Below are 18,525 nucleotides of genomic sequence, written 5' to 3' on the forward strand. Positions count from 1 at the left end.
CTTTGTGATCCCGGTCGCCAGTCAGTTCAATTGTTGCATCTTTGAAAAGACGTATTCCAATACTGTGTTAAGATGCAGACCGCTTCATTTTCTCTGAAAAAATCCCCATGCTGCTTCAAGTTAACAATCTGAGCTGCGTGCGCGAAGATCGCACTCTGTTTGAACACCTCTCTTTCTCTGTTGCGCCCGGCGATCTGGTGCAAATTGAAGGACCCAACGGGGTCGGAAAGACCAGTTTGTTGCGGCTGTTGACCGGGCTGTCGCAGCCGTTTGCCGGTGAGGTGTGCTGGAATGGGGAGAATATTCGTCACTGTCGCGATGAGTATCATGCCAATCTGCTCTATCTCGGTCATCAGCCGGGCGTCAAAGCGGCGCTGACCCCTTTTGAAAACCTGAAGTTCTACCAGCAGTTGCATCACCCGCGGCAAACAGAGACTGACTTGTGGCAGATATTGGCCCGGGTAGGGCTTGCCGGGTTTGAAGAGAACCCGACCGGGCAACTCTCTGCCGGCCAGCAACGCCGGGTGGCTCTGGCCAGACTCTGGCTGTCACAGAAACCGGCACTCTGGATCCTCGATGAGCCCTTTACCGCCATCGACAAGCAAGGGGTCAAGGTGCTCGAACAGCTCTTTCTGGCCCACGCCGAGCGGGGCGGCATGGTGATCCTAACCACTCATCAGGATCTTACCCTGATGCAGGGACGGCTGAAAACTATCTCGTTGACCCCCTTCGCATCGACATTGCAGGAGTAACGCCATGTTGCGCGCTGTTATGCACCTTATTCACCGTGAACTGCTGATGGCTCTGCGCCAGCGTTCCGATATTCTCAACCCGCTCTGGTTTTTCCTCATCGTCATCACCCTGTTTCCGTTAGGGATTGGCCCGGAGCCCAAACTGCTGGCCCGTATTGCCCCGGGGATTATCTGGGTGGCGGCGCTATTGGCGGCCATGCTGTCGCTGGAGCGACTGTTTCGCGACGACTTTGCCGATGGCGCGCTGGAGCAGATGATGCTGATGCCGCACCCGCTGGGCTTGCTGGCGCTGGCGAAAGTGGTCGCTCACTGGCTGCTGACCGGATTGCCGCTGCTGCTGATCTCTCCCTTGCTGGCGATTTTGCTGTCGCTGGATATGAACACCTATCTGGCTGTCGTCGCGACGCTGGCACTTGGCACTCCTGTATTGAGTCTGCTCGGCGCGGTCGGGGTCGCGTTGACGGTGGGATTGCGCAAAGGGGGGGTATTGCTCAGTCTGCTGATCCTGCCGCTCTATATCCCGGTACTGATTTTTGCCACCTCAGCCATCGATGCCGCGGGGATGAGCTTGCCCTATGGCGGGCAGCTTGCCATTCTGGCCGCCATGCTGGTGGGAGCTTTGACACTGACGCCGCTGGCTGTGTCGGCGGCGTTGCGGGTCAGCCTCAACTGATGGCCGTGAGCTGAACCGGATTTGGCTCCGAACGGAGTCTTTTTGCAAAAAATAATGTTGCGATGGATCAAGGAGAGTGCCGCTTATTGCTTTCGGGGTATTTGATGCTGCCCTGCGGTCGGTATGGTAGGCCTCGCCAAACGATTAATAACAAAAAGGTTTTGTGAGCTATGTGGAAATGGTTGCACCCTTATGCCAAACCGGAGCGTGCCTATCAGCTGGCAGGCACACTGTTGCCCTGGTTTGCGGTGATTAGTCTGCTCTCGTTTGTGATCGGCACTGTCTGGGGCCTCGCGTTTGCGCCAGCGGATTACCAGCAGGGAGATTCGTTCCGGATCATCTATATCCACGTGCCTTCCGCCATTCTCTCCATGGGGGCCTACTCCACCATGGCGGTGGCCGCCTTTATCGGCCTGGTGTGGCAACTGCGGATGGCGGACATGACGGTTGCAGCCATTGCGCCGGTCGGCGCCGTATTTACCTTTATTGCCCTCTTTACTGGTGCCGCCTGGGGCAAGCCGATGTGGGGAACCTGGTGGGTGTGGGATGCGCGGCTCACCTCTGAGCTGATCCTGCTGTTTCTCTACCTCGGCGTGATAGCCCTCTACAACGCCTTCAGCGACAAGGTGGTCGCTGGCCGTGCGGCCGGCATTCTGGCACTGGTTGGGGTGATCAACCTGCCGATCATCCACTACTCGGTGGAGTGGTGGAACACCCTGCATCAGGGGGCCACCATCACCAAATTTGACAAACCCTCCATTTCACCCGAGATGCTCTGGCCGCTGCTGATCATGATCCTGGCATTTGCCGCGTTTCTCGGTGCCCTGACCCTGATGCGTTTTCGCAATGAACTCCTGATGCGGGAGTGGCATCGACCCTGGGTCAAAGAGATTGCAGAGCAGGAGAAGTAAGCATGCACTTTGCCTCTTTCAGTGATTTTTTGGCGATGGGCGGTTACGCCTTCTATGTCTGGCTCTCATTTGGCCTGACGCTGGTGTGTCTGGTCGGCATCATCATTTCTACCCGCATGAAAACCCGCAGCCTGCTCGCCGAGTTACGCAGCAAACAGGCGCGTGAGGCCCGTCGCAAGGCGGCCCAGCAGATGGAGAACACCCTATGAACCCGAGACGTAAAAAACGCCTCACCATCATTCTTGCCATTACCCTGGGTCTGGCGACCGTCAGCGGGCTGGTGCTCTACGCACTCAGTCAGAATATCGACCTCTTCTACACCCCGAGCGAGCTGGTGGAGGGGAAGGGGCCGGACAAGATCAAGCCGGAAGAGGGGCAGCGCCTGCGCATCGGTGGATTGGTCGTGCCGGGATCGGTACAGCGGGATCCCCAGAGCCTCAAGGTTGCCTTCAAGCTGGTGGATAACGGCGGTCATCTGGTGAAGGTCGAGTTTGACGGCATCCTGCCGGACTTGTTCCGTGAAGGGCAGGGGATTGTTGCCCAGGGCACCCTCAAGGATGCCACGACCGTAGAGGCGTTCGAGGTGCTGGCCAAGCACGATGAGAACTACATGCCGCCGGAAGTGGCCGATGCCACCAACGGTATGCACTTCAAGCCGGAGTATACCGAGGCGCAGTTGAAGGGAGCCAAGCAGTGATCCCTCTGGTGTTTGCCTTTTCCGCTTTGCCTGCCGTGCGTGGTGCGGCTGTTGTCACCGTTCAATTGAAAGGAATGCCTTCATGATCCCGGAATTAGGTCAGTTTGCGCTGATCCTGGCCTTTGCCACCGCCCTGCTGCTGGGGAGCTACCCACTACTGGGCGCCAGTTGGGGGCGTCTTGGCATGATGTCGGCGGCCCGTCCGCTCGCCTATGCCCAGTTCTTGCTGCTGCTGCTGTCGTTTCTCTGCCTGACCTGGGCTTTTATCGATAACGACTTCACCGTGCAGTATGTGGCCACTAACTCCAACAGCCTGCTGCCGCTCGCCTATCGCATTTCCGCCGTATGGGGCGCCCACGAAGGCTCCCTGCTGCTGTGGGTACTGACCCTGGGTGGCTGGACCGCGGCGGTAGCCATGTTCAGCCGCCGTCTGCCGCTCGATGCTGTCGCGCGGGTACTCGGTGTGCTGGGGCTGATCTCGGTCGGCTTCACTGCCTTCGTGTTGTTCACCTCCGATCCCTTCACCCGCACCTTGCCCTATTTCCCGGTAGATGGTCGTGACCTCAATCCGCTGCTGCAGGATCCGGGTCTTATCTTCCATCCGCCGATGCTCTACATGGGTTATGTGGGCTTCTCGGTGGCGTTTGCCTTTGCCATTGCTTCGCTGATGACCGGCCGTCTCGATGCGACCTGGGCCCGCTGGTCGCGCCCCTGGACCATGGCAGCCTGGGTATTCCTGACCCTGGGCATTGTGCTCGGCTCCTGGTGGGCCTACTACGAGCTCGGTTGGGGCGGTTGGTGGTTCTGGGATCCGGTAGAAAACGCCTCGTTTATGCCTTGGCTCGCGGGTACTGCTCTGCTTCACTCGCTGGCGGTGAGCGAGAAGCGCGCCACCTTCAAGGCGTGGACCGTGCTGCTGGCCCTATCTGCCTTCTCGCTGAGTCTGCTGGGTACCTTCCTGGTGCGCTCCGGCGTGCTGGTGTCGGTCCATGCGTTTGCCTCCGACCCGACCCGCGGTCTGTTTATTCTCGGCTTCCTGCTGGCGGTGATCGGCTCATCCTTGCTGCTGTTTGCCTTCAAAGGCTCGCAGGTGAAGAGCCACGGCAAACACGAGCTGTGGAGCCGCGAGACCCTGCTGCTTTGCAACAACATCATGCTGGTGGCGGGTCTGCTGACCGTTCTGCTCGGTACCTTGCTGCCGCTGGTGCACAAGGAGCTGGGGCTGGGGAGCATTTCCATCGGTACTCCCTTCTTCAACCACATCTACAGCTGGCTGATCATCCCGTTTGCCCTGCTGCTGGGGGTTGGCCCGCTGTTTCGCTGGCGTCGTCAGGAGCTGGGGGAACTCAAAAACAAGGTGGTTGTGGCACTGGTGCTGAGTCTGGCCGCAGCCTTGCTGTTGCCGCTGCTCTTTGCCGAAACCTTCAAGCCGTGGGCGGCGGTAGGGATTGGTCTGGGCGCCTGGATCATCGTCACCAGCGTGCAGGAGACCTGGGCGCGAGCGACCCACAAGCACAGCTTTGCAGTCGGTGTGCGCAAGCTTGGCAACAGCCACTGGGCCATGATCCTCGGCCATGTGGGGCTGGCAGTCAGCATCATAGGTATCGCCTGCACCCAGAATTACAGCATCGAGAAGGATCTGCGAATGCAGGCGGGTGATCGGGTGCACTTTGCCGATTACGAGTTCGTCTTTGCCGGGATCAAGGAGAAGAACGGTCCCAACTACGATGGCTTCAAGGGCGTTCTGGAAGTGCACCGCAATGGCAAGCAGGTCGCCCTGCTCAAGCCCGAGAAGCGGATGTACAAGGTGAGCCGGATGCCGATGACCGAAGCGGCCATTGATGCCGGTATCACCCGCGATCTCTATGCGGCGCTGGGGGAACAGCTCGACAACGGTGCCTGGGCGGTGCGGATCTACTACAAGCCGTTCGTGCGCTGGATCTGGTTCGGTGGCGTCTTTATGGCCATTGGTGGCGTGCTGGCGATGCTCGACAAGCGTTACCGCTTCGGCCGTCGTGAGGAGGAGGTCAAGGCATGAACAAAAAGACCTGGTTGTTTTTAATCCCCTTTATCGTCTTTTTGCTGGGGGCTGTGTTCCTGTTCAAGGGACTCTACTCCGATCCGACCAAACTCGAATCGGTGATGGTGGGCAAAGAGGTGCCGGTGTTCACCCTGCAGGACATTTACGATCTGAACAAGCAGCACGATCGCAGTATCCTGACCGGTCGCCCCATGCTGCTCAACGTCTGGGCCACCTGGTGCCCGACCTGCTATGGCGAGCACACCTACCTCAAACAGCTGGCGGGGCAGGGTATTCCCATCATCGGCATGAACTACAAGGATGAGCGCGACAAGGCGATCAAATGGCTGGCGGAGCTAGGCAACCCCTATCAGGTCAACCTCTATGATCCGGACGGCATGCTGGGGCTGGATCTCGGGGTATATGGCGCGCCGGAGACCTTCTTTATCGACAGCAAGGGGATCATCCGGTATCGCCACGTGGGGGATATCAACCCCGAGAACTGGGCGTCGACCCTCAAACCCATCTTTGATGCCATGAAGTGAGGGGAGTACTGATGAGAGTATTTATTGCTTCCCTGCTGCTGCTGTTGCTGGGATGGGTGGTGCAAGCACCCGCCATGGCCGCTATCGATGTCTACACCTTCGACAACGACAATCAGGAGCAGGTCTTTCGCGAACTGACCAAGGAGCTGCGTTGCCCCAAGTGTCAGAACCAGGATATCGCCGACTCCAATGCGGGGCTGGCCAAGGACTTGCGCGACAAGACCTACCAGATGGTGCGCGAGGGCAAGGATAAAGAGGAGATAGTGGATTACATGGTGGCCCGCTACGGCAACTTTATCCTCTATAACCCGCCCTTGATGGCCTCCACCCTGATCCTCTGGCTCGGCCCGCTGCTGGTGATCCTGATCGGTGGCGCCGTGGTCGTGATGCGCAGCCGCCGGCCCCCTGCGGTGAAAAAACAACTGGATAACGCCTTGAGCGAGGAGGAGCAGCGCCGACTGGCCGAGCTGCTCAAAGAGGAAGAGAAACAATGACCGCTTTTTGGATAGTGATTGCGGGCTTGCTGGTGCTGGTGAGTCTGGCGCTCGTCGTGCCGCTGTGGCGTGGTGAAGGCAAACAGAGCATCAGTCGCTCGGCGCTCAACAAACAGCTCTATCGCCAGCGGCTGCTGGAGATTGGCGAAGAGCGCGAGCAGGGTGTCCTGGCTGAGGAGTCCGACTCGCTGGTCGAGCTGCAACGAAGCCTCTTGGATGATATTCCCGATGTGGAGCAGACTGCCCGCAGTGGCAAGAGTCTGATCTGGATCCCGGGTGTGCTGGTGCTGTTGGTGGTGAGTCTGGGGCTCTACTACAAGTTGGGCTCCTGGCAAGAGGTGAGTCGCTGGCAAGATGCCAGCAGCCGTCTTGGCGAGCTGAGCAACCGCATTCTGGTGGAACGCGATGCCCAGGTGACCGAGCAGGATCTGCTGGATTTCACGCTGGCACTGCGTACCCGCCTCAAGGATGAACCGAACGACTACCGCGGCTGGCTGCTGCTGGGACGTTTGGCGCTGGATGGCAATGATCCTGAAATGGCCAGCGAGGCGCTGGAGCGGGCCTACACGCTTGCCCCCCAGAAATCGCTGGTGGCGGTGCCCTATGCGCAGGCGCTGATGATGACGGGGGATGAGGCGCAAGCGGATGCCCTGTTGCAGGCTGCTATCGCGCAGGATCCGGACAATATCGAGGCGCGTTCCGTCTATGCCTTTATGGCGCTGCAAAAAGAGGACTTCCAGACCGCGCTGGCTCGCTGGCAGGCGATGTTGCCACTGATGGAGAAAGGTACCCCCCGTTACGTGATGGTCGAGCGCTCCATGGAGTATGCCCGCGCGCAGCTCAAGCAGCGCGGCATCGAGGTGACGAATTCAGGCGCAGCCAAAGCGGGCGCAGTTGAGGGACAACCGCTGGCGGTGAAGGAGGGGGAATTCCCCATCCACGTCACGTTGGCGGCGGGCATTCAGATGCCGGAAGATGCCCATCTCTTCGTCTTTGCCGTGGTGCCCAATGGGCCGCCCATGCCCATCGCCGTGAAGCGTATCGCAGGGCCAACCCTGCCAGTTACCCTGTCACTCGGGGATGGCGATGCCATGATGGAAGGTAGCAAACTGGCGGCCTATCCGGAGCTGCAGTTCAAGGCACGTCTCTCGCGCGGTGGCAATGTGATGAACAAGGAAGGAGCCTTCGAAGGGGTATCCGTGCCGGTCAAGACGGCCGAGATCCCTGCTGCTCCGATTGACATCCGCATCGATCACGCCCTCTAATATGCCTTTGGATAACCCGGCTCCTGGATAGGAGCCGGGTTATCTATACTTCTGATAAATCAAAATAAAACGTCAGGACAATCATATGTATCTTCGTTCAGGGGCCATACTGGCAGCCCTCTTGCTGGCTGGCTGTGCCGGTGGCCCACCCAAGCCTGGCCCAGAGAGTCTGGATCTCAATCCCGGCATGAATAATCCGGGCGCAACCAGTACGGCGGCCGATCCGCGCGATCCCTTCCAGGGGGCCAACCGGGCCATGTGGGCGGTCAACTATGATGTGCTGGAACCCTATGTGGCTCGTCCTGTGGTACATGCCTATGCCCGCTACATTCCGGTCGGGGTGAAGGATGGCATTGCCAACTTTGTTGCCAACTTTGATGAGCCAAGCAGCATGGTGAACCATCTGATCACCGGCGATTTGAAGGGGGCGGGCACCAACCTGGGGCGCTTTACCCTCAACACCACGGTCGGTCTGCTGGGCATCTTCGATGTGGCCAAACATGCAGGCCTCGAGCGTAACAAGCTGGAGATGGACACAGTGCTGGGCAGGGCCGATATCGGTAATGGTGCCTATATCATGGTGCCTGTCTACGGCCCGACTACCACCCGGGAGCTGGTTGGTGATGCGATTGACAGCTTCTACTTCCCCTATGCCCTGTTGACCTTCCCGATGAAGGTCGCACACTGGGCGCTGGATGGCTTGGGCACACGCGCCAAGCTGATCGATCAGGAGCGGATCATCGACAACTCCCTCGATCCTTATGCGCTGACCAAGGACTTCTACCTGCAATATAACCAGGGCAAGGTGACGGGCAAGCAGACCGAGCTGAAAGCGTCTCAGCAAGAGCAGGCTGACGACGCAAATCTGGATGAATACATGGACGAGCTGGACCAGTAAGCGGGTCATCTCGATATGTAAAAGGCGCCTGCGGGCGCCTTATTCATTTTCGCAGCCATATCGAGATAAAAAAACGCCCCGCAGTGCGGGGCGTTTTGGCAAGCGAGGCTGATTAGGCAGCCAGATTCTTGGCCACGAATTCCCAGTTAACCAGAGCCCAGAAGGTTTCCATGTACTTCGGACGCAGGTTGCGGAAGTCGATGTAGTAGGCGTGCTCCCACAGGTCAACGGTCAGCAGCGGGGTGGTACCGTCTTCAGTCAGCGGGCAGCCAGCGTTGGAGGTGTTGACGATAGCCAGAGAGCCGTCAGCTTTCTTCACCAGCCAAGTCCAGCTGGAACCGAAGTTGCCGATGGCAGATTTGGTAAAGGCATCTTTGAACTCGGCGAAGGAGCCGAATGCCTTGTTGATGGCCTCAGCCAGGGCGCCAGTCGGCTCGCCACCGCCATTCGGGGAGAGGCAGTGCCAGTAGAAGGTGTGGTTCCAGATCTGGGCGGCGTTGTTAAAGATGCCGCCGTTGGAGGTCTTGATGATCTCTTCCAGAGACTTGCCTTCAAACTCGGTACCCGGCACCAGATTGTTCAGGTTGACCACGTAGGTGTTGTGGTGCTTGCCGTGGTGATATTCCAGAGTTTCCTGGGAGATGTGCGGTTCCAGAGCGTTGATTGCATAGGGCAGAGCGGGAAGTTCGAATGCCATTTTCTACTCTCCATTGGCTGGACCGTGCGAAGGCGACGGTTGCAAGACATTGCGTACTCTTTTCTATATGTGAAAAGAGTTGTTTTTAAAATGATGGGGCTGGGTAGCCCAAAGCCAAGGGATTGTAGCAGTATCAAAGATGGCCTAACAACTCTTGATTGGCGCCATGATCGCGATCAATCCTGTGTGGGTTCTTTGCACAATTCGAGCCGGGTCACCCCTTTGTCAGTTTGTGCTCGGGCAAGATTGCAGTAGAATGGCCGCCGAAATCGCTCTAGTGAGGCACCTATGGAAACTATTGAAAAGATTAAGCAGCAGCTGGCTGACAACCCCATCATCATCTACATGAAGGGCTCCCCCAAGCTACCCAGCTGTGGCTTCTCTGCCCAGGCCTCCCAGGCTCTGATGTCCTGCGGCGAGCCGTTTGCATACGTTGATATCCTGCAAAATCCGGATATCCGCGCCGAATTGCCAAAATTCGCCAACTGGCCGACCTTCCCCCAACTGTGGGTTGAAGGTGAGCTGATCGGTGGCTGTGACATCATGATCGAGATGTTCCAGGCTGGCGAGTTGCAGGCTCTGATCAAAGAGACTGCTGCCAAGTACAAGCAGGATGACGCTGCTGCTGAATAAGCGGGTGTTCACATCGCTGAAAAGGGAGCCATTATGGCTCCCTTTTTTATTTGCTGGCGATGCAAGCAGTAGACACTGTCACCCCCATCGGGAGTGTGTCAGCAAGCCAAAGCAAAGCGGCTGCCAATGGCAGCCGCTTTTTCTATCTGGTCATCGGGCAGATCAGGCGATCCGTTCGATACGAGCCATGTAGAAGCCGTCGAAGCCGGTCTCGGACGGGCTCACGGTGTGATCGTCACGCAGACGGAAGTTTTCGTTGGCGGCGAGGAACTTGTCCACCTGCTGGCGGTTCTCCTCGGGCAGGATGGAGCAGGTTGCATAGACCAGCAGGCCGCCGACTTTCACCATCTGGCTGTAACGCTGCAGGATCTCTTCTTGCAGCGCGACCAGCACCGGCAGACGCTCGGCGGTATCACGCCACTTGGCATCCGGATTACGCTTGAGTACGCCCAGACCGGAGCAGGGCACGTCCAGCAGTACACGGTCGGCGCTCTCTTTGAGGCGCTTGACGGTCTTGCTGCTGGTGATGACCCGGGTCTCCACGTTGTGGGCACCGGCGCGACGAGCGCGTTGCTTGAGGTTCTCCAGCTTCCACTCTTCCACATCCATTGCCAGCAGACGGCCTTTGCCCTGCATCATGGCGGCGATATGCAGGGTCTTGCCACCGGCACCGGCGCAGGCGTCGATAACGCGCATGCCTGGGGCAACTTCCAGCGCAGCAGCAACCAGCTGGGAGCCTGCGTCCTGCTGTTCGAAGCAACCATCGGCAAAGGCCTTGGTGCGGAACAGGGCAGCGTCGGAGGTGACCTGCAGGGCAGTCTCCACACCTTCAACCGGAATGGTGGTGACCTGCTCTTTGGCCAGCATGGCTTGCAGTTCATCACGGGTGCACTTGAGGGTGTTGACCCGCAGGTAGCGCTTGGGCATCCAGGCCAGGGCGGCACGCTCGGCAGGCCAGACTTCACCCAGCTGCTCGCTACCCAGTTTCTCCAGCCAGCTCGGGCAACCATCCATCAATACCGGGTTCTTCTTCGCCTCGGTCAGACGGCGGCGGAATGCTTCTTCATTGAAGCGATCCAGGGTCGGGTGGTTGGGCTGGGCAATTTTGTGGAATGCGTGCCAGCTGTGCAGCAGTGGCCAGACATTCTTTTCGGCCTGACGCACCTGAATACCGGTGAGGAAACAATAGAGGCTGAGACGGCGCAGCAGGTCGCCGGTGACCAGGGCAATCCTTGCCTGTTCTTGCGGTTTGAGTTCGATGCCGGAGAAGTGACGGGCATAGGCGCGGTCGAGGGTAAGACCCTGACCGAGCACATCGTCAACAATGGCAACGACCAGATCCCCGAAACGGGGCAACAGTGGGGATTTGAGCATGAGATTAACCTTGGCCAGATAAAGATGAACCGCACCTTTGTGAAGAGGAGCAGTTCTAAAATTGACAAATCCGCGCAATGATAGGGGTTAGACGGGGTTGGCGCAACACTCCCCATGGGTGAGTGGCTGAAACAGTGGCGCCGGGCTTTTTGATTCGGCGGGATAATGATGCCGGTAATGGTTCAAAAAAGTGCATGACTACAAGGATGACAAAGATGCATGTGACCAGTAAGTGTTCGTTGGCCTTGTTGGTGGCCAGTTTGTTGGGGTCAACCAGCCTGATGGCCAGCGAGTGGAGTACGGTAGCCGCCAGAGCGACTGCGGAGCAAGGTTATGAGGTGCGGGCCAATCAGTTTCGGGTGGCCAAGGTGCCGCTCGACTATTTTGCCGGGCTGCAAGCCGGGGCGAGTGAGCTGACCCTGCCGCTGCCCGATGGGGGGGAGGTCACCTTTGCTCTGGAAGCCTACGACTTGCTGCCTGCAGATCTTGCCGCCAAGTATCCGCAGATCCGCACCTTCAAGGGTCACAACCCGGCGCATCCGATAGAGACAGGGCGCTTCGATCTGGGGCCGCAAGGTTTCCACGCCATGTTCAGCCATCAGGGCAGGATGGTGTTTGTCGATCCGCTCAGCAATGCCGAAGGCTACGCCGTCTATTACCAACAGGATGCCCATAGTCGATTGGAAGAGGCGGCAGATGAAGTGATAGGGCCCAAGCTCAGCAAACTGGTGCGCAAGGTGCAAGTGGATGGCAATGTTCGCAAGCGCTACGTCATTGCCATTTCGGCGACAGGAGAATTTACCCAATACCACGGTGGTTCCAGAGCGCTTACCATGGCGGCGATTGCGACCTTGCTCAACCGCGTCAATCAGGTCTATCAACGGGATGTGGGCGCCGAATTCGTGCTGGCCAGTGGCAATGACAACCTGATCTTTACCGATCCGGCCAGCGACTTGTTTGCCAATGATAATTCGGATGCGCAGACCAATATCGGGGTACAGGCTTATTACTTTACCAATATGCAGCTCGGTAATTTTGATATCGGCCATGTCCTGAATACCAATGGCGGCGGTCTGGCCGGATTGGCAGTGCTCTGCACCAATCAGAAGTCTGGTGGGATGTCGGGTTCACCCACACCGGTGGGAGATGCCTTCTTCGTTGACTATGTGGCTCATGAAATTGGCCACCAGTTTGGTGCAGATCATACCTTCAACGGTACTACCGGGAGTTGCGGTGCTGGTACCCGGGTTGCGAGTCAAGCCTATGAGCCTGGTAGTGGCAGCTCCATCATGGCCTATGCCGGTATTTGTGGTGATGAGAATATCCAGACTCACAGCGACCCCTATTTTCATAGCAAGTCCATCGAGCAGATGCGTGCGCACATGGCGACCGTATCGACTTGTGGAACCACACTCGCGTTGAGCAATAATGCCCCGCAGGCAGCTGCAGGGGGGGACTATGTGATCCCTGCCAATACGGCCTTTATGTTAAAAGGGGCTGGTGGAGATCTGGATAATGATTCTCTGCTCTACAACTGGGAGCAGATCGATCTGGGTACTGAATCGAGCAGTGCCGCCACCATGATTGACGATGGCTCCCGGCCGCTGTTTCGTTTTGTCTCTCCCACGGCATCGCCGGAGCGGATCCTGCCGAGTTTGCCATCCCTGCTCTCCGGCACGCTTGCCAAAGGAGAGGCCTGGCCGACTACCAATCGGGATCTCAATTTCAGACTGACGGTGCGTGATGGTCAGGGTGGCGTTGCCAGTGATGACATGAAAGTGCAAGTGATCAATACCGGTGCGGCATTTCGCATCACCAACCCGTTTTACGGGGTGACTCTCACTCCGGGGGCCAGTCAGGCCGTAGCATGGGATGTGGCGGGCACAACTGTGGCGCCGATCAGTTGCAGCAAGGTGGACATCTCGGTGACCCAGGATGAGGGCGTAAGCTGGACAATGCTCACCGCCGGACAACCCAATAACGGCGCAGCAACGGTAACGTTGCCTGCCGATCTCACCAGCAGCGTCAGGCTGAAAGTGGCATGCAGCGACAATATCTTCTTTGCCATCAGTCCCCTCAAATTGCCTCTGGTGCAAGGTGGCTCGACTTCAGGTGGCGGCGGTGGTGGTGGGGCGATCGGATTGTGGGGGCTGGCTCTGGCGCTGCTCGGCTGGCAACGGAGGCGCACATGAAGGGAGTCCCTCTGTTGCTGCTTGTCATGCTCGGCGGTTGTCAGGCCGATGCCAGCACGCTGGAACAGGAGCTGAGTGCAAACCTCGCCAGACAGGATTACCGCCTGATAGTGATAGCTGGGCGGGGAGAGTTCGCCCCCGGTATTGCAGCCGAGCAGCAGGCAGAGGCCAAGGCGCGCTGTGGCAAGCGTTATCTGGATGGATTGGGCGATGTGGTAAGGCCCGGTCAGCAAGAGATATATGCCAAGTTGAGCGCTTACGCCAGCGAGTATAACCAGCGTATGGTGATTCATTGCCCAATAGCATCGGGCGCTGGCAAGCAGTAATACACCAACGAACCAATCCAAATGGAGGGGATATTCATCCCCCTATCTATCCGTGAAGGCGCCAATGGCGCCTTTACTTTTTTCCGTTGTTGAATGGGGCCAGTCTGTATTGCCTGAGATGGGGAGCGCGGGTGTAGCACGATTTTTCAGCGTGACAGAAGTTTTGTGCGAATTTTCTTTTCTGTCTGTCACGCAGATCGTCAATTGACGCTGCACCATACTTGTTGTCACCAAGGTAGGGCAAGGAGGCTCTATGAAGCATGGCATTGCGGTGATTATCACCAGTTTGTCTGTTCAGGTTGCAGCAGAACCACAGTGGACCTTCATGGATGAAAACTTGGAAAGGGGAGGGGTCTATGATGTGCGAGCTGAAAAGGTCAGAGTGGTGGTTCCTGACAAGCCTTTTGAACCCGGGCATCTTGCCAGTGTATTGACCTTGCCATTGCCGGATGGCACTACGGTGCAGTTTGATGTTCATCCCAATGCCTTGCTCCCGGAGCCTTTGGCCCAGCGCTACCCTTCTATCAATACTTACAGTGGGAAGGCTATCGATCGGGCGGCGGATACAGGCCGATTTGATGTCACCATACATGGTTTTCACGGTATGTTTACCCATCAGGGGCGTACCTTTTATGTCGATCCGCTTCAGGACGGTTTCTCTTATGCCGTTTATGAACAGCAAGATGCTTGGCGGCGACAGGATGTGGATCAGGTGATTGATCCCCATGGTATCGAGCGTGAGCGTGCTGTGCTGGTCGATGGCAATTTGCGCAAGCGCTACACCATCGCCATCTCGGCAACCGGGGAATATACCCAGTATCACGGTGGTACCAAGGTTGCAGCACTCTCGGCCATTGCAACACTGCTTAATCGGGTCAATGAAGTCTATCGCCGTGATGTGGGGGCCGAGTTTCAGCTTGCAGCTGATACGGATAATGTGATTTTCACCGATCCTGCGACGGATCCTTTCACCAACTCGACCCAGGATATCGCCATCAACCAGACCCAACAGGGGGTGTTGCTCAATCCTTCTTTTGATCTGGGCCATCTGCTGGCGACATCAGGCGGCGGAGTGGCGACCCTGAGATCTTTATGCAACCCTTTCAGCCGTTCACGGGGCATGACCGGAGGCTCACAGCCTATCGGTGATGCATTCTTTATTGATTATGTGGCTCACGAATTGGGGCACCAGCTGGGGGCAGAGCACTCCTTCAATGGCATGGCCGACAGTTGTGCCACGGGTCGCAAGGCTAGCTCAGCCTGGGAACCGGGCAGTGGCTCGACCATCATGGCCTATGCCGGGATCTGTGGTGAGGAGAATCTGCAGGTTAACAGCACACCTTTCTTTCACAGCAAGTCGATCGAGCAGATGCGGGCTCTGATGGCCTCTCTGCCCTCCTGCGGCACCGACCTGGCGCTTGCCAATAACGCGCCGGTTGTGGATGCGGGGGGCGACAGGGTGATCCCCGCCAATACGCCTTTCACTCTTGTCGGTAGTGCGCTGGATCTGGATGGTCATCCCCTCAGTTACACCTGGGAGCAGGTTGATCTTGGCAATGCATCCTACAGCGTGGCAACCATGGTGGATGATGGAACCCGCCCGCTTTTTCGCTTTGTTTCACCAACATCGGATCCCCGTAGAACATTGCCCGCCATGAGCTCTCTGATATCGGGTGTCTTGGCCAAAGGAGAGGCGTGGCCTGCGACCAATCGCAATCTCCAGTTTCGCCTTACCGTACGTGATGGTCAGGGGGCGGTGAGCAGTGATGAAATGGTGGTTCAGGTGATCAATACCGGCGCGGCATTTGCCATCACAGCTCCGCAGATCGGCGCCATGGTGGCGGGTAGCACTCAGCTAGTGACATGGAATGTTGCCGGGACCGATCAGCCTCCTATCAATTGTCCCAGCGTGGATTTGGCACTGACACAGAATGGCGGCTCTACCTGGACTACGCTGGCAAGCGGGCTTGCCAATAACGGTTCGGCCAGTGTGGTGTTGCCTGCACCGTTGACCAGCACGGCCAGGATGAAGCTGGCATGCAGCAATAATATTTTTTTCTCTATTAATGGGATAAGAGGTAATGCGTCTGCCACTACGGAAAGTGCAACTGTCATTACCGACAACAATGCGGGTGGTGGTGGTGGTGCAGTGAATCTTATCGTGATCCTCCTGATGGGAGGGGCAGCCGGATGGCGCAGGTATTACGGTTAGCCGCCAGTTTGCTGTTTCTATATATCTGCGCTGCGCCTGTTGTGGCCGCATCGCTGACCGAGGCAATAGATGAAAGTCTTGCTGCTCAGGATTATCGGCTCATCGTGCGTGGCGGGCGCAGCGGTATGGCTCCGGGGGTTGTGGAGTCATTGCAAGCAGAAGCTAGAACCCGGTGCGGAGTCCGTTATCTGAAAGGGTTCGGTGATGTGATTGAGATGGGTAAGGAGTCGGAGTTTGAGCAGCGGATTGAGTATGCCACCCGATATAACCGACAGATGCTGGAAAGGTGCATGCCGGAGGCGATTTCAAGGCCGTAGTGGCTGTTCAACAACGGCGTGTAAATCGGCATGATTGGAGTTTTAACTCTATTAAAAAGAACTGCTGAAAATGCTAACAAAATGAGCTGTTTATAAACTATAACTCACTAACTTTATGATTTTAAATGAAATAAAATTCATTTAATTTTTATTGAAAAAGTTGAATTGTGATTTGCGTCACGTTATTCTCGCCGGCTGTTCAGTCAGGTGATTAATAATGATGAAGTTCACAATAAATGCAATCTCAGTTGTCATCGCAATGTCAGCCAATATCGCGCTGGCATCCCCATGGCATATGGTCGAAGCACACAATAGGCAGGCGGCTGATACAGTCACAACTAGTGCCTATACCAGCTTTGAGGTCGATGAAGAGTTTATTCAAAATCTGCGTGCTGGCGATACGCTGATTACCTTGCCATTACCCAATGGTGGAATGGTGCAATTTGAAGTGCAGCCCTCGTCGGTATTGCCACCTGCATTGGCCGCCAAGTATCCTGATATCATGACCTTTAAAGGCCATGAGGTAGGTAATGAAAATAACACTGGTAGTTTTGATATTTCCCCACGTGGTTTTAATGGCATGTTTATGCACCAAGGGGAGCAGGTGTTTATTGATGTTCAACGTAGTGGTCTTTATTCTGTTTATTACAAGAAAAACGTAAAACCGCGAAAAAATGGGCATCATGAAGAGCTGATGCAGAATAATACAAGTGAGCATGAAAGTGAAAAAAAGCGCTCATTGTTAGATAGTGCAACTAAGCAAGCAGCACAAAATTATAACTTTCCTGGAATAAAAATATATCGGATTGCGATATCTACCACTGGAGAGTATACCTCCTCATTTCATGGTAAAGTAGGCGCTTTGTCATCTATTGTAACATTGCTGGCTCGAGTCAATGAGATATATGAGCGTGATCTCGGTATAAAATTTATCTTGGCTGATGGCAATGACAATGTCATTTTTGAAGATGCATCTACAGACCTGTTTTTTAATGGGGACAATGCAGATGCAACTCTCACCACGCCAATCATGGATAGAAACGATGCTTATCGAAATGAGCTCGTCCAGCTGATGGCTCACAGAGAGACAGATCTCACTAAAAAACTAGGCGATTTTGATATTGGTCACGTGCTTACGACTACCAATTATTCTGGTCTGGCAATGGGAACGCTATGCGCAGCTCCAAATCGGGGTTATAGCGGGGAAAACTCCCCTGGTCGAAATTTGCGTTCTAATGCAATGAGTGGAGCCGGTAATGGCAGCTCGGGGGCGGGAATCGCAGAGATTGATGCGGTGTTTGTCGATACCTTTGCGCATGAAGTGGGTCATCAGCTCGGTGCAGAGCATATCTTTAATGTCGACATCCTCGGACGTGTAGCTAATTCCGCTTGGGAGGTTGGTAGCGGTGCGACCATCATGGGTTATCCGGGCAGAGTTGGCATGGGGTCACAAAATCTGCAATCTAAAACGACTGGTTATTTTCATAGTAAGTCCATTGAGCAGATGCTTGCTATGCTAGCCAGTCGTCCAGATAATTGTGGTGCTGTTGAGCCTATGACCAAGCAAGATATTGATGTGAACATCTCACCAGCATCGCAATCAAAAGTTATTCCTGTTAGAACTGCATTTTCACTCACAGGGATTGGTTCTGGTGAAGATGGAATGACCTTTACCTGGGAACAGGTTGATCTTGGTCGAGCGACAGAGAGTGCATCTGATATATACTATGGGAAATTGAACGATGGCCCCTTATATCGTTTTGTGGCGCCTACAACGTCTCCTGAACGTCACTTTCCTTCTTTAGCGACTCAGCTAAGGGGATATGAACGATTTATGTTGCAACAGCCTGAGCTAATAAAAGATGAAGAGAAGGGCGAACCATGGGTCAATGTACCGCGCACCCTTAACTTCCGTCTGGTCGCCCGTGATGGCAAAGGTGGTGGTGCCTATGATGAGACCTCGGTCGAGGTGGTCGATACAGGTTCACAAACCTTCAAGATATTGCCAGCCTCTGACCAGCGTATTCTGGTTGGCAGCCCGACCACAGTGAACTGGCAAGTAGCTGGAACTGACGGTGGCCGCATCAACTGTCAGCGGGTCGATATCCGTTATAGCAACGATGAAGGCAAGAGCTGGCAGCCGCTGGTCAATGGCGTGAACAACAATGGCGCCCATGAGGTGACCATTCCGGCCAATGCTGGCAGCGCTGTTCGCCTCAAGCTGGCCTGTAGCGACAATATCTTCTATGCCATTACGCCAAAACTGGCGACCAAGAGCAGTGATACACCGGCTCCCCAGCCTGAAAGCAATGGCGGCGGTGGTGGCGGCGGTTCGACCGGTCTGTTCGCGCTGTTGGGCCTTGGTATCGCTGCGCTGCTGCGTCGTCGTGAGATCATGAGCTACTAAACCAGATAACCCAAGGGTGAGATTACCCATCTTTGGTAAATTGATAAACCAAGCGAAGAGGCGTTAGCCTCTTCGCTTTTTTTGTATGGTTTACAAGGTCGCTTTATCGAGC

General features: G+C 56.0%; 18 protein-coding genes. 16 read left to right on the forward strand and 2 right to left on the reverse strand.

What is annotated here, in order from left to right; genetic code table 11:
- The first annotated feature begins 107 nt into the window (after positions 1–107).
- From ccmA to AB5Z02_RS06320, 10 genes are all read left to right on the forward strand, one after another.
- Positions 108–752, forward strand: a complete 645-nt coding sequence (gene ccmA / locus AB5Z02_RS06275) for a cytochrome c biogenesis heme-transporting ATPase CcmA (RefSeq protein ID WP_110302515.1) — start codon at positions 108–110, stop codon at positions 750–752.
- 4 nt (positions 753–756) lie between these two features.
- Positions 757–1,425, forward strand: a complete 669-nt coding sequence (ccmB, locus tag AB5Z02_RS06280; protein ID WP_005353658.1) for a heme exporter protein CcmB — start codon at positions 757–759, stop codon at positions 1,423–1,425.
- A 170-nt stretch (positions 1,426–1,595) separates the two neighbouring features.
- A complete protein-coding gene (locus AB5Z02_RS06285; RefSeq protein WP_005334687.1) occupies positions 1,596–2,336 on the forward strand; it encodes a heme ABC transporter permease in 741 nt (246 codons plus the stop codon).
- A 2-nt stretch (positions 2,337–2,338) separates the two neighbouring features.
- On the forward strand, positions 2,339–2,545 hold the full coding sequence (gene ccmD / locus AB5Z02_RS06290; RefSeq protein WP_100653287.1) for a heme exporter protein CcmD: 207 nt from the start codon (positions 2,339–2,341) through the stop codon (positions 2,543–2,545).
- A complete protein-coding gene (gene ccmE, locus AB5Z02_RS06295) occupies positions 2,542–3,033 on the forward strand; it encodes a cytochrome c maturation protein CcmE (RefSeq protein ID WP_005334685.1) in 492 nt (163 codons plus the stop codon). Before ccmD ends, ccmE begins: the two co-directional genes overlap by 4 nt.
- Before the next feature lie 82 nt (positions 3,034–3,115).
- On the forward strand, positions 3,116–5,071 hold the full coding sequence (locus AB5Z02_RS06300) for a heme lyase CcmF/NrfE family subunit (RefSeq protein ID WP_231720594.1): 1,956 nt from the start codon (positions 3,116–3,118) through the stop codon (positions 5,069–5,071).
- Positions 5,068–5,598, forward strand: a complete 531-nt coding sequence (locus AB5Z02_RS06305) for a DsbE family thiol:disulfide interchange protein (protein ID WP_005353655.1) — start codon at positions 5,068–5,070, stop codon at positions 5,596–5,598. Before AB5Z02_RS06300 ends, AB5Z02_RS06305 begins: the two co-directional genes overlap by 4 nt.
- Before the next feature lie 11 nt (positions 5,599–5,609).
- Positions 5,610–6,092, forward strand: a complete 483-nt coding sequence (locus AB5Z02_RS06310) for a cytochrome c-type biogenesis protein (protein ID WP_368215590.1) — start codon at positions 5,610–5,612, stop codon at positions 6,090–6,092.
- Entirely contained in the window at positions 6,089–7,357 is a 1,269-nt protein-coding gene (ccmI, locus tag AB5Z02_RS06315) for a c-type cytochrome biogenesis protein CcmI (protein ID WP_019444735.1), read from the forward strand. The genes AB5Z02_RS06310 and ccmI overlap by 4 nt, the downstream gene beginning before the upstream one ends.
- An 85-nt stretch (positions 7,358–7,442) precedes the next feature.
- Positions 7,443–8,255 (forward strand): VacJ family lipoprotein, encoded by an 813-nt coding sequence (locus AB5Z02_RS06320; RefSeq protein ID WP_005334673.1) that lies wholly within the window; start codon positions 7,443–7,445, stop codon positions 8,253–8,255.
- A 112-nt stretch (positions 8,256–8,367) separates the two neighbouring features.
- On the opposite strand, the gene sodB is transcribed toward AB5Z02_RS06320, so the two are convergent.
- Positions 8,368–8,952: a superoxide dismutase [Fe] gene (gene sodB, locus AB5Z02_RS06325; RefSeq protein ID WP_368215592.1), complete on the reverse strand. Its 585-nt coding sequence runs from the start codon at positions 8,950–8,952 to the stop codon at positions 8,368–8,370.
- Positions 8,953–9,240: 288 nt separating this feature from the next.
- Here sodB and AB5Z02_RS06330 point away from each other — a divergent pair, with 288 nt between their 5' ends.
- Positions 9,241–9,585 (forward strand): Grx4 family monothiol glutaredoxin, encoded by a 345-nt coding sequence (locus tag AB5Z02_RS06330; RefSeq protein WP_069555635.1) that lies wholly within the window; start codon positions 9,241–9,243, stop codon positions 9,583–9,585.
- A gap of 162 nt (positions 9,586–9,747) precedes the next feature.
- Here AB5Z02_RS06330 and AB5Z02_RS06335 read toward each other — a convergent pair whose 3' ends face one another.
- Positions 9,748–10,959, reverse strand: coding sequence for an RsmB/NOP family class I SAM-dependent RNA methyltransferase (locus tag AB5Z02_RS06335; RefSeq protein WP_019444742.1), 1,212 nt, complete (start codon positions 10,957–10,959; stop codon positions 9,748–9,750).
- Positions 10,960–11,174: 215 nt separating this feature from the next.
- Between AB5Z02_RS06335 and AB5Z02_RS06340 the strand changes: the two genes are divergently transcribed.
- The 5 genes from AB5Z02_RS06340 (at position 11,175) to AB5Z02_RS06360 (ending at position 18,413) form a co-directional block, all read left to right on the forward strand.
- Positions 11,175–13,151, forward strand: a complete 1,977-nt coding sequence (locus AB5Z02_RS06340; RefSeq protein WP_231720596.1) for a reprolysin-like metallopeptidase — start codon at positions 11,175–11,177, stop codon at positions 13,149–13,151.
- Positions 13,148–13,477, forward strand: a complete 330-nt coding sequence (locus tag AB5Z02_RS06345; protein ID WP_202002110.1) for a hypothetical protein — start codon at positions 13,148–13,150, stop codon at positions 13,475–13,477. Before AB5Z02_RS06340 ends, AB5Z02_RS06345 begins: the two co-directional genes overlap by 4 nt.
- Positions 13,478–13,730: 253 nt before the next feature.
- Entirely contained in the window at positions 13,731–15,689 is a 1,959-nt protein-coding gene (locus tag AB5Z02_RS06350) for a reprolysin-like metallopeptidase (RefSeq protein WP_231720597.1), read from the forward strand.
- A complete protein-coding gene (locus AB5Z02_RS06355) occupies positions 15,668–16,006 on the forward strand; it encodes a hypothetical protein (protein WP_231720598.1) in 339 nt (112 codons plus the stop codon). The genes AB5Z02_RS06350 and AB5Z02_RS06355 overlap by 22 nt, the downstream gene beginning before the upstream one ends.
- A gap of 217 nt (positions 16,007–16,223) precedes the next feature.
- On the forward strand, positions 16,224–18,413 hold the full coding sequence (locus AB5Z02_RS06360; protein WP_368215595.1) for a reprolysin-like metallopeptidase: 2,190 nt from the start codon (positions 16,224–16,226) through the stop codon (positions 18,411–18,413).
- The last annotated feature ends 112 nt before the right edge of the window (positions 18,414–18,525 follow it).

The organism is Aeromonas sp. R2-3 (genome assembly GCF_040908375.1).
In the GTDB taxonomy this organism is placed as follows: domain Bacteria; phylum Pseudomonadota; class Gammaproteobacteria; order Enterobacterales; family Aeromonadaceae; genus Aeromonas; species Aeromonas veronii.